The sequence below is a fragment of the Pseudomonas sp. NKUCC02_KPG genome (genome assembly GCF_019345465.1).
In the GTDB taxonomy this organism is placed as follows: Bacteria; Pseudomonadota; Gammaproteobacteria; order Pseudomonadales; family Pseudomonadaceae; genus Aquipseudomonas.
The window spans coordinates 557,042-567,393 of sequence record NZ_JAHKRC010000001.1 but is presented as its reverse complement, the minus strand read 5'-3'; the positions used below and the strand labels follow the sequence as shown (position 1 = coordinate 567,393).

Annotated in this window: 13 protein-coding genes; 8 read left to right on the top strand and 5 right to left on the bottom strand. The window is 56.4% G+C overall.

Features of this window, described 5'->3' with window-relative positions; genetic code table 11:
- The first annotated feature begins 228 nt into the window (after positions 1-228).
- A complete protein-coding gene (locus tag KO536_RS02680) occupies positions 229-546 on the top strand; it encodes a hypothetical protein (RefSeq protein ID WP_019824029.1) in 318 nt (105 codons plus the stop codon).
- 10 nt (positions 547-556) lie between these two features.
- On the opposite strand, the gene KO536_RS02675 is transcribed toward KO536_RS02680, so the two are convergent.
- Positions 557-2,389 (bottom strand): hypothetical protein, encoded by a 1,833-nt coding sequence (locus KO536_RS02675; protein WP_133078598.1) that lies wholly within the window; start codon positions 2,387-2,389, stop codon positions 557-559.
- Between the two features lie 142 nt (positions 2,390-2,531).
- Between KO536_RS02675 and KO536_RS02670 the strand changes: the two genes are divergently transcribed.
- Positions 2,532-3,020, top strand: coding sequence for a TIGR00645 family protein (locus KO536_RS02670; RefSeq protein ID WP_019824027.1), 489 nt, complete (start codon positions 2,532-2,534; stop codon positions 3,018-3,020).
- Between the two features lie 143 nt (positions 3,021-3,163).
- The gene (locus tag KO536_RS02665; protein WP_019824026.1) at positions 3,164-3,781 is read left to right on the top strand and encodes an FKBP-type peptidyl-prolyl cis-trans isomerase; all 618 of its coding nucleotides are present in this window, start codon (positions 3,164-3,166) and stop codon (positions 3,779-3,781) included.
- A gap of 62 nt (positions 3,782-3,843) precedes the next feature.
- On the opposite strand, the gene KO536_RS02660 is transcribed toward KO536_RS02665, so the two are convergent.
- The 3 genes from KO536_RS02660 to KO536_RS02650 all read right to left on the bottom strand — a co-directional run bounded on the left by KO536_RS02660 (position 3,844) and on the right by KO536_RS02650 (position 5,743).
- Complete coding sequence (locus KO536_RS02660) at positions 3,844-4,116, bottom strand: hypothetical protein (protein ID WP_133078597.1); 273 nt, start codon at positions 4,114-4,116, stop codon at positions 3,844-3,846.
- Between the two features lie 195 nt (positions 4,117-4,311).
- Positions 4,312-4,653 (bottom strand): zinc ribbon domain-containing protein YjdM, encoded by a 342-nt coding sequence (locus KO536_RS02655; RefSeq protein ID WP_016779415.1) that lies wholly within the window; start codon positions 4,651-4,653, stop codon positions 4,312-4,314.
- 121 nt (positions 4,654-4,774) lie between these two features.
- Positions 4,775-5,743: a polyprenyl synthetase family protein gene (locus KO536_RS02650; protein WP_133078596.1), complete on the bottom strand. Its 969-nt coding sequence runs from the start codon at positions 5,741-5,743 to the stop codon at positions 4,775-4,777.
- Positions 5,744-5,984: 241 nt separating this feature from the next.
- Between KO536_RS02650 and rplU the strand changes: the two genes are divergently transcribed.
- From rplU to KO536_RS02625, 5 genes are all read left to right on the top strand, one after another.
- Positions 5,985-6,299 carry a 50S ribosomal protein L21 gene (gene rplU / locus KO536_RS02645; RefSeq protein ID WP_003443915.1) on the top strand — a complete coding sequence of 105 codons (315 nt, stop codon included), beginning with the start codon at positions 5,985-5,987 and terminating at the stop codon, positions 6,297-6,299.
- Positions 6,300-6,333: 34 nt separating this feature from the next.
- A complete protein-coding gene (gene rpmA / locus KO536_RS02640; RefSeq protein WP_003443913.1) occupies positions 6,334-6,609 on the top strand; it encodes a 50S ribosomal protein L27 in 276 nt (91 codons plus the stop codon).
- 197 nt (positions 6,610-6,806) lie between these two features.
- Positions 6,807-8,033 carry an Obg family GTPase CgtA gene (cgtA, locus tag KO536_RS02635; protein WP_219260987.1) on the top strand — a complete coding sequence of 409 codons (1,227 nt, stop codon included), beginning with the start codon at positions 6,807-6,809 and terminating at the stop codon, positions 8,031-8,033.
- Positions 8,034-8,156: 123 nt separating this feature from the next.
- Positions 8,157-9,275 (top strand): glutamate 5-kinase, encoded by a 1,119-nt coding sequence (gene proB / locus KO536_RS02630; protein ID WP_219261011.1) that lies wholly within the window; start codon positions 8,157-8,159, stop codon positions 9,273-9,275.
- Positions 9,276-9,289: 14 nt separating this feature from the next.
- A complete protein-coding gene (locus tag KO536_RS02625; protein ID WP_133078595.1) occupies positions 9,290-9,751 on the top strand; it encodes a CreA family protein in 462 nt (153 codons plus the stop codon).
- 195 nt (positions 9,752-9,946) lie between these two features.
- Here the strand turns inward: KO536_RS02625 and rpsT are convergent, their stop codons facing one another.
- Positions 9,947-10,225 (bottom strand): 30S ribosomal protein S20, encoded by a 279-nt coding sequence (gene rpsT / locus KO536_RS02620; RefSeq protein WP_003443902.1) that lies wholly within the window; start codon positions 10,223-10,225, stop codon positions 9,947-9,949.
- Positions 10,226-10,352 lie beyond the last annotated feature (127 nt).

Genomic DNA, 10,352 nt, shown 5'->3' with positions numbered 1-10,352 from the left:
CCCCCCCCCAGAGGGGCGGGGGGGGGGGGGCGCGCGCCCCCCCCACCCCCCCCCCCCCCCCCCCCCGCTCCCACAAATCACCGATACCAATCGAATAAGCCGTTGGTCATTGGCGACTTTTCTTATGCGCTTTTTCTTCTATTCTCAGGGCATGGACTCCACTGTCGTCACCGGACGATGCAGCCCGTAGTGTGCGGCTGAAGACAGGATCTATCGAGGGTCGCCGCCATGTCGCGCAACCTTTGCCTTACTCGCCAATGCTTGGGCCTGGTGACTCGTATTGAATGCAGCATTCGACCGCTGGCAGGCAATAACGGGATGTGGACGCTTCTCTTTGCTGCAGGTCTGGCAGGTGAGCAGCCCTCTACAATCAAGGCGCAAGGCCCGTTCCCAGGGCCTTTCGTGGCCGAAACCATTCTTGAATCAATCGTTGAAAGCCTGACGCTGCACGGTTATCGGCTCGCGGACGATCCGCAGATCTGGTGCCTGCATGTGCAGGCCCAGTTGCGTCAGATCAATGGCGGGCGCTGCAGCGCGTCCCACTAAAACGGCGGTTTTATTGGGGTGTGCTGGCTGGCGCAGCTTTGTCGAGTTTGACTTCAAACCCATATTCGACAGGGTTCAGGGCTGTGCGTGCATAGCTTTCAAGTTGAGTCGGCTGACCATAAAAGTAATGCACGTCGAACACTGGCGGGCCATCTGGCTCGGCGCTATGGCTGACAGCTAACACTTCCTTCAGGTAGTTACCCGTGCCGTCTTTTGCATAAAAGCGCCAGGCTTCTTCCGGGAACAATTTTTGATCAACGATCAGGGTATTGCCTTTGAGCTCAAGGCCTTTGGGCAGGTGGGCGACATCCAGTACCTGCTTGTCTATGTCCGCGATAAACAGCGGGATTGAGCCAACCGCATAGGCCGGTGTTTCGGGGAACAGGTTCAGGTCGTAGGTGATGACACCCGCGTTGGGGTCCACATCAAAGGCTTCGATGGGCAGTTCGAGCGGCTCGCTGCGGTTGCCATTTTCATCTTCGGCAAAGAAGGTCACGGGTGCGTCGGATTTTTGCGGGAGCGCCCCGAGCATTTCGTCGTTGAAGGTGGCCGGGTGGCTGAACTCAAGGGTTGCCGCGCTGGCATCGTCCACTGACTGGCTGATCACCACGCTCTTTTCCAGTTGCTCCGGGTCAAGGGTGGCGTTCTTGAGGTAGTTGGCGGCCTGGTCGTCATACACCACAACGTTGATCGGGAGCGCCTGAATCTCTTTGCCCACCACGTTTTTGTCGAGCTTGAGCACTGGCAGGTCGAGGGATTTGCGGGTGACATTGGCCGTGGAGAAATCGAGCACGTTGATATCGACACTCTCTACCGTGCCGTTGAAGTACACCTTGCTGTAGTGGTGAGGGTGCTTTTGCTCAAAGGCTTGTTGCTCGTTATCCAGTTGCTGCTCAAAAGCCTCGCTCCAGGCGGTTTGCTTGAGCATTTCGGCCAGTTGCTGCTGATAAAAGGCCAGTTGTTCGGCGTTTTCGTTAATCGAACCCGAGCGCGACAGAAACTGTCCGGAGTGGTCGCGGGCCTGGATGATCAGCGGGTTGAGCGGGGTATCTCGTACCTGTTCTGCCAGCGGGGCGCTGTTGACGATATCCACTTCGGCATAGTTTTGACCCAGCGTCAGCAGGGTCACGCTGATTGTGCCGTCGGTACGGGTTTTGCCCACATCCTTGGCATTCAGGTTGAAGTTGACCACCTTGCCTGGCGCGATCACTTCCACTTTGCCATGCAGGATCAGGGGTTGAGGCTGTCGAGTGTTCTCGACCTCAAGCCCGTCAATGTAGGGGTAAGTGACGGTCAGGTCGTCCGGGTTGCTCAGGTTGGCGCTGGAGGGGCTTAGCTGGATGCCTGGATCGGTTTCAGACCACTCGGGAGCAAAGGGCACCACCTGCTTGTTGCTCAGGGTCACGGACTGCCATTCCAGCGCGTGGGGGAACGGGAATTCGGACGCGCTATTGAGCGGGAACGGGAAGACGGGTTCCAGGTCCGTCAAGTAATCGGAGCTGGAGTTTTTACGCAGCACAAACAGACCGTTGATATAGGTATCGCTTAACGCCTGGCTGCTGGGGTAGTGCTTGAGCAGTGCAAGGTCGTCCGTGGCGTATTCGGTCTCGATGGGTTTGTCTTGAAGCTTGAGGCGCGCACGCTCCAGCAACAGCAAAGAACCGCCCAGGTCGGCGATTGCATCTTTGAGCTGTTGATCCTTGATGGTGTCCAGGCTCTGTTCAAACGCAGCACTGCGTTCTTCCAGAGTGGCCTGCTGGTGTTCGTCGTCAGGCGAGCAGCCGGCAATGGCGAGCACAGCCATCGAAAACCCAAAACAGGCCAAGGGAAATCGCAGATCCATGGTTCGGTTTTCCTGTCCGTAAACAATGCTTGAGAGGAGGACACTAGCAGAAAATGTTTTTACAGGCTGTTTCGAAGCCTTTAACTATGCGGTTTTCTCACTGATATACTCGCGCCCATTTTTTTAATTCCTGTGAGATTCAATGGAACGCTTTATCGAAAACGCAATGTACGCCTCGCGCTGGATTCTGGCGCCTATTTACTTCGGGCTCTCGCTGGGTCTGTTGGCTTTGGCGTTGAAGTTCTTTCAGGAAGTGTTTCACGTAATCCCCAACGTGTTCGCGTTAAGTGAGTCGGATTTGATCCTGGTCATTTTGTCGCTGATCGACATGGCGCTGGTGGGCGGCCTGTTGGTGATGGTGATGATTTCCGGCTACGAGAACTTCGTCTCGCAACTGGATATCGACGACCACAAGGAGAAACTCAGCTGGCTGGGCACCATGGACTCAACCTCGCTGAAGATGAAAGTGGCAGCGTCGATCGTGGCGATCTCCTCGATTCACCTGCTGCGAGTGTTCATGGATGCGCGCAATATCGAGACCGAGTACCTGATGTGGTACGTGATCATTCATATGACCTTTGTGGTATCGGCCTTTGCGATGGGCTATCTGGATAAATTGACCAAACACTGACCCCAAGCCTGTGTGCGCACACGAACCCGGGCTGCGAAGGCTTTGGGGGCTGTGGTAGTCTGCTGGCCCTTTTTTGGTTCCGGGTGTTCGGGGGCTGCGGTTAACGTGGCATTTTCCGGGCACCCCCACAGCGGAGCAGTGTTATGTCCGAAGTAAATCTGTCGACCGACGAAACTCGTGTTAGCTATGGCATTGGCCGTCAGCTGGGCGACCAACTGCGCGACAACCCGCCACCGGGCATCAGCCTGGATGCAATCCTGGCTGGCCTGACTGACGCTTTCGCGGGCAAGGAAAGCCGTGTAGGTCAGGAAGAAATGTCGGCCAGCTTCAAAGTGATCCGCGAGATCATGCAAGCTGAAGCGGCTGCCAAGGCAGAAGCTGCTGCAGGCGAAGGCAAGGCATTTCTGGCTGAAAACGCCAAGAAAGACGGCATCACCACCCTGGCTTCCGGCTTGCAATTTGAAGTTGTGACTGCAGGTGAAGGCGCCAAGCCATCCCGTGAAGACACTGTACGTGTTCACTACCACGGCACCCTGATCGACGGCACTGTGTTTGACAGCTCCTACGATCGTGGTCAGCCAGCTGAGTTTCCGGTTGGCGGCGTGATTGCCGGTTGGACTGAAGCCCTGCAACTGATGAACGCCGGCAGCAAATGGCGCATCTACGTGCCGAGCGAACTGGCTTACGGCGCCCAAGGCGTTGGCAGCATTGCTCCGCACAGCGTGCTGGTATTCGACGTTGAGCTGCTGGACGTTCTGTAAGAACCCGGTGCTTTAACGTTGGCTGCGGGTTTGCTGGCAAACCCGCAGCTGCACCGGCCACGTCATATGTGTATTTTGGCGTGGTGCTGATGAGTGTCAGTCGTGCCGCAAGGGCGCAATGCCCGGGCGTAGCAAAATAGAAACAAATTGCGCACCAGCTCCTTGAGCACTACCGGTTCGCTTGAGTTGAGCCCGCTGAAATCCAGGTCGCCCTGGTCCTGCAGTTCGTTCAGCGCTTCTTCTTCCAGTACCGCACAGACTTCCCCGGTTTCCCGATGCAGGATTCGCAGATAGGGGTGTGGACGGTCCAGCCAGGCATCAATTAAATAAGTCATGGTCGTCATCTCCTTGATGAATACCAATGAGAATAATTCTTATTCAATTAATAGCAAGTGCCTATTGGCGGATTTATCGTCTTTGTGCGTTAGAGCTGCTGCGGATCAAGGTTGCTGGCTTTTTGATATTGCGCGGGAGTGTTGCGAGGGAAGTTGCACCTTCCTGCGCTAAACGCAGGAAGGAAAGCAACTGGATCAGACTTTACGCACGAACTCGGATTTGAGTTTCATGGGGCCGATACCGTCGATCTTGCAATCGATATCGTGGTCGCCATCGCACAGGCGAATGTTTTTGACCTTGGTGCCCACTTTGACCACCAGGGACGTGCCCTTGATTTTCAGGTCCTTGATGACGGTGATGGTGTCGCCGTCGGTCAGTACAGTGCCTGCGGAGTCCTTGTAGACTTTTTCATCGCTGGCTTCTTCCGCTACGCCATTGGCAGACCACTCATGGGCGCATTCCGGGCAGATCAGCTGGGCGCCGTCTTCGTAGGTGTATTCGGAATTGCATTTTGGGCAGGGCGGCAACGTGCTCACTAAAGCTCCTTAAGAGTCAGGATGGCTAAAAGGCGCGCATTATATAGGGTTTTAGTGCGGGGCGGGGAATGGCGGGGCAGATTGACCGTGTGGGAGCGAGCAAGCCCGCTCCCACAGGCAGTCAGTGCGTGCGCGCTACTGCAAATTCGCTCAGCTCAACCAGTGCGTCGCGGTATTCGCTAGGCGGCAGGGCTTGAAGGCAAACAATTGCGCGGGCTACGTAGTCACGAGCCAGTTGAGCGGTGTACTCCAGCGAGCCGGAGGCCTCAACGGCGGCACGAATGCTCTCCAGATCTTCAATGCCACCTTTCTGGATGGCCTTGCGCACCAGGGCTGCCTGTTCAGGTGTGCCTTCGCGCATGGTGTAGATCAGTGGCAGTGTCGGCTTGCCTTCGGCCAGATCGTCACCGACGTTCTTGCCCAGGGTTTCGGCGTCGCCGCGGTAGTCGAGCAGGTCATCCACCAACTGGAACGCTACGCCCAGGTGATCGCCAAAGGTTCGCAACGCTTCGCTTTGTTCTGGCGTGGCACCGGCCAGTGCTGCGGCACTGTGGGTCGAAGCCTCGAAGAGCATCGCGGTTTTGCCGCGAATGACTTCCATATAGGTTTCTTCAGTGGTGCTGGCATCGCGCACTTTGGACAACTGCAACACTTCGCCTTCGGCAATGATGCGGGTGGCTTGCGACAGGATTTTCATCACTGGCATCGAGCCCAGCTCAACCATCATTTCGAAGGAGCGCGAATAGAGGAAGTCGCCAACCAGAACGCTGGGCGCGTTGCCCCACGTTGCATTGGCTGTTTTGCGTCCACGGCGCATGCCCGACATGTCCACCACGTCGTCGTGCAGCAGGGTGGCGGTGTGCAGGAACTCGATGGTCGCGGCCAGCAGGCGCATATCGTCGCCTTCGCGGCCAAGGGCCTTGCCGCACAGCAGCACTAATAAAGGACGCAGGCGTTTGCCGCCGGCTGAAGTAATGTAGTCGCCGATTTTTGAGACCAGCGGTACGCGTGAAGTCAGCTGCTTCTTGATGATGCCATCGACGGCGCTAAAATCGTCCGCCACCGCGCGGTAGAAAGCTTGGGGTTGCATCAGCGACAGGTGCTCCAGAAGGGTTGCGCGGCATGCTAGGTCGGGGGGCTGGGCCTGTCAAGGCGCGATAGACGGCCCCTTGCAACCCCGGCATGGCTTGCGTACAATCGCGCACCCTGAACTTCCTGGGCAGCACCTGCCTTACGCAATTGCACTTGGGCCGTTCCAGCCCCATGCAGCCATGCCAGCCAATACCTTTACCTATAAAGCGCTGGGTGAGCAGGATTATCGGAGAAATACCATGTCGTACGCAGTAATCGTTACTGGTGGCAAGCAATACAAAGTAGCTCCAGGTGAATACCTGAAGATCGAAAAACTGGAAATCGCTACCGGCGAATCCGTAACTTTTGATCGCGTTCTGTTGGTCGCCAATGGCGATGACGTGAACATCGGCGCTCCAGTTGTTCCTGGCGCCACTGTTGTTGCTGAAGTGATCTCCCAAGGTCGTCACGATAAAATCCGCATCATCAAGTTCCGTCGTCGTAAGCACCACATGAAGCGTATGGGCCACCGCCAGTGGTACACCGAGATCAAAATCACCGGTATTCAGGCTTAATTTCAGCCTAATTCCTCACTAGGAGAATTGACTCATGGCACACAAAAAAGCTGGTGGTAGTACCCGTAACGGTCGCGACTCAGAAGCCAAACGCCTTGGCGTGAAGATGTATGGCGGCCAGGCTATCATTCCGGGCAACATCATCGTGCGTCAGCGCGGCACCCAATTCCACGCTGGCTACGGCGTTGGTATGGGCAAAGATCACACCCTGTTCGCGAAAGTGGAAGGCGTGATCAAGTTCCAGGTTAAAGGCGCCTTCGGTCGTCGCTATGTAAGCATCGTTCCGAAGACTGCAGTCGTCGCGGCGTAATAGCTTGGTAGCTGGAAGAGCCCTGTCTTGCGACGGGGCTTTTTCGTTTGTGGGGTGAGTCTCTTGCAAAGCTGTTTGTATGGGCTGCTGGCGCTGGATTTTACGGTCGTTGATTGAGGTCGCTGCGCTCATTTTTGCAAGAGTCTTATGTCTTGGTTTTTATCGGCTCGTCCTGATGACGAGAGGCGTGTTTTGTTATGAAGTTTGTTGATGAAGTATCGATCAAAGTAAAAGCAGGCGACGGTGGTAACGGTTGCATGAGTTTCCGTCGTGAGAAATTCATCGAAAACGGTGGTCCGAACGGTGGTGATGGTGGTGACGGCGGCTCGATCTACATGATCGCCGACGAAAACCTCAACACCCTGGTTGATTACCGCTACACCCGTCACTTCGATGCCCAGCGCGGCTCGAACGGCGGCAGTGCAGATTGCACAGGTCGTAAGGGTGAAGATCTGGAGTTGCGTGTTCCGGTCGGCACCACGGTGATCGATGCGGGCACTCAGGAAATCATCGGCGACCTGACCAAGGCCGGCCAGCGTTTGCTGGTGGTTCATGGTGGTTGGCACGGTCTGGGCAACACCCGTTTCAAATCCAGTACCAATCGGGCTCCACGCCAGACCACTCCGGGTAAGCCGGGTGAGCAGCGTGACCTGAAACTGGAGCTGAAAGTGCTGGCTGACGTTGGCCTGCTGGGCTTGCCGAATGCCGGTAAAAGTACATTTATCCGTTCGGTGTCTGCGGCCAAGCCAAAGGTAGCGGATTATCCGTTTACCACGTTGGTGCCAAACCTGGGTGTAGTCAGCGTGGATCGCTGGAAGAGCTTTGTGATTGCCGATATTCCCGGCTTGATCGAAGGTGCTTCTGATGGTGCGGGCCTGGGGATTCGCTTCCTCAAGCACTTGGCGCGTACCCGTCTGTTGCTGCACCTCGTCGACATGGCGCCGGTTGAAGGCAGTGAAAGCGCTGCTGATACCGCAGAAGTCATCGTCAACGAGCTGACCAAGTTCAGCCCGTCTCTGGCTGAGCGTGATCGTTGGTTGGTCTTGAACAAGTGCGATTCGTTGCCGCAAGACGAGCATGATGCGCGTGTTAAAGAAGTGGTCGATCGTCTGGAATGGATGGGTCCGGTTTACGTGATTTCGGCCATCGCCAAAATCGGTACCGACAAGCTGTGCCACGACATCATGCGTTATTTGGAAGATCGTGCTGACCGTCTGGCCAATGACCCGGCCTACAAGGAAGAGTTGGCTGAGCTTGATCGGCGCATCGAAGATGAGGCGCGTGCGCAGTTGCAAGCGTTGGATGACAAGCGTGCCCTGCGCCGCAGCGGCGTGAAGAGCGTCCACGACATCGGCGACGATGACTGGGATGAAGAAGACGTTGAAGACGATGATGGTCCTGAAATCATTTACGTCCGCGACTGATTCGTTGCAGTAAACTACAGCGCCGCTCAATGAGCGGCGTTTTAGCATCTACGAGTTGGTAATCAAAAATAATTCCATGGGTAGCGCTCGGTCGCGCTGCTCTCAGGCATAGGTTGGATGATGATGCGGAGCAAGGTGACGGGTGCGCAGCGCTGGGTGGTCAAGATCGGCAGCGCGTTGCTGACAGCGGATGGCAAAGGCCTGGATCGCGTAGCGATGGGGGTTTGGGTCGAGCAGATGGTGGCGTTGCACGAGGCTGGCGTTGAGCTGGTGCTGGTGTCTTCGGGTGCGGTTGCGGCCGGTATGAGTCGATTGGGCTGGACGGTGCGACCGAGTGCCATGCACGAACTGCAGGCGGCTGCGGCCATTGGTCAGATGGGTCTGGTGCAGGCCTGGGAGTCGAGCTTTGCCGAGCACTCCCGGCATACCGCACAAATCTTGCTGACCCATGACGATCTGTCTGATCGCAAGCGTTACCTCAACGCCCGCAGTACCTTGCGTGCGCTGGTGGAGTTGGGCGTGATCCCGGTCATCAATGAAAATGACACGGTGGTCACGGACGAAATCCGCTTTGGCGACAACGATACGCTGGCGGCGCTGGTGGCCAATCTGGTCGAGGCGGACCTGTTGGTGATTCTGACCGATCGCGACGGCATGTTTGATGCCGATCCGCGCAATAACCCTGATGCAAAAATGATTTACGAGGCCCGTGCCGATGACCCTGCGCTGGATGCAGTGGCGGGCGGTACGGGTGGTGCGCTGGGTCGTGGCGGCATGCAGACAAAGTTGCGTGCAGCGCGTCTGGCGGCCCGTTCGGGTGCGCATACCATCATCGTGGGTGGGCGTCTGGAGCGTGTGCTGGATCGTCTGAAGGCTGGCGAACGCCTGGGTACGTTGCTGTCTCCTGAGCGTGGCCTGCTGGCAGCGCGCAAGCAGTGGCTGGCCGGGCACTTGCAGACCCGCGGCACGCTGGTGCTGGATGAGGGGGCTGTCGCGGCCTTGTCCAAGGGCAATAAAAGCTTGTTGCCGGTAGGGGTCAAGGCGGTTCAGGGCGGTTTCCGTCGTGGAGAAATGGTGGTGTGTGTGGCGCCGGACGGGCGAGAAATTGCCCGTGGCCTGGCTAACTACAGCGCTGCGGAAGCGCAAAAAATTATTGGGCAGTCATCGGATGCGATTGTCGGCTTGCTGGGTTATATGGCGGAGCCAGAGCTGGTTCATCGCGATAACCTGATCCTGGTTTGAATGTGAGGTGTGGCATGCGCTTGATTGGCGGTTTGTTGGGGTTGATGTTGGCGATGCCATTGCTGGCGTCGGCTGAAGAAATTGGCACGGTGTCGACGGTATTCAAATTTGTCGGGCCGAACGATCGCATTGTGGTCGAGGCGTTCGATGATCCGAAGGTCGATGGCGTGACCTGCTACTTGTCTCGTGCCAAGACGGGTGGCATGAAAGGCGGGCTGGGGTTGGCTGAGGATCGCGCCGAAGCTTCGATTGCGTGCCGTCAGACCGGTCCGATCAGCTTCAAGGGTGAGCTCAAGGATGGTGAAGAGGTGTTCAAGGAGCGCACTTCGCTGGTGTTCAAGACCATGCAGGTGGTGCGTTTCCTCGACAAGAAGCGCAATACGCTGGTGTATCTGGTGTACAGCGATCGCCTGATCGAAGGCAGCCCGCAGAACGCGGTGACGGCGATTCCTATCTTGCCGTGGGCGCACGAGTAACGGGTCTCAATTAAAAAAGCTGCGGTTATCGCAGCTTTTTTTTGCCCATTTTTTACTGTGTTGGTGCTTTGACGCTTTGACGCTTTGACGCTTTGACGTTTTTGTAGTTGCTGACGAGCGTTGTGTTCAGAAGGGGGGCAAATCACAGGCAATAAAAAACCGACCCTGAGGTCGGTTTTTTAAAAAGCTTATCGCTTAAGCGGCGGTCGCAAGGTTCAAAGCCTTGACGTGGCCATTCAGGCGGCTCTTATGGCGAGCAGCTTTGTTCTTGTGGATGATACCTTTATCGGCCATACGGTCGATAACAGGAACAGCCAGAACATAAGCAGCTTGCGCTTTAGCAGCGTCTTTTGCGTCGATGGCCTTAACTACATTCTTGATGTAGGTACGAACCATGGAACGCAGGCTGGCGTTGTGGCTGCGACGCTTCTCAGCCTGTTTTGCACGTTTTTTGGCGGAAGGTGTGTTGGCCACCGTCGAGCTCCTCGAAAGACTTTTGGGAAATAACAAACAAAATAGGCCGCGAATCATGCCGATGACGAGAACTCTTGTCAAGGGCGTTTGATGCGATCCGCTGAGTGGTGGATCGAGGCAGACGGGA

Excerpts from the sequence above, each read along its gene's own strand:
- KO536_RS02680 (WP_019824029.1), top strand. The coding sequence starts at position 229 with ATGTCGCGCAACCTTTGCCTTACTCGCCAATGCTTGGGCCTGGTGACT.
- KO536_RS02675 (WP_133078598.1), bottom strand. The coding sequence starts at position 2,389 with ATGGATCTGCGATTTCCCTTGGCCTGTTTTGGGTTTTCGATGGCTGTG.
- KO536_RS02670 (WP_019824027.1), top strand. The coding sequence starts at position 2,532 with ATGGAACGCTTTATCGAAAACGCAATGTACGCCTCGCGCTGGATTCTG.
- KO536_RS02665 (WP_019824026.1), top strand. The coding sequence starts at position 3,164 with ATGTCCGAAGTAAATCTGTCGACCGACGAAACTCGTGTTAGCTATGGC.
- KO536_RS02660 (WP_133078597.1), bottom strand. The coding sequence starts at position 4,116 with ATGACTTATTTAATTGATGCCTGGCTGGACCGTCCACACCCCTATCTG.
- KO536_RS02650 (WP_133078596.1), bottom strand. The coding sequence starts at position 5,743 with ATGCAACCCCAAGCTTTCTACCGCGCGGTGGCGGACGATTTTAGCGCC.
- rplU (WP_003443915.1), top strand. The coding sequence starts at position 5,985 with ATGTCGTACGCAGTAATCGTTACTGGTGGCAAGCAATACAAAGTAGCT.
- rpmA (WP_003443913.1), top strand. The coding sequence starts at position 6,334 with ATGGCACACAAAAAAGCTGGTGGTAGTACCCGTAACGGTCGCGACTCA.
- cgtA (WP_219260987.1), top strand. The coding sequence starts at position 6,807 with ATGAAGTTTGTTGATGAAGTATCGATCAAAGTAAAAGCAGGCGACGGT.
- proB (WP_219261011.1), top strand. The coding sequence starts at position 8,157 with ATGCGGAGCAAGGTGACGGGTGCGCAGCGCTGGGTGGTCAAGATCGGC.
- KO536_RS02625 (WP_133078595.1), top strand. The coding sequence starts at position 9,290 with ATGCGCTTGATTGGCGGTTTGTTGGGGTTGATGTTGGCGATGCCATTG.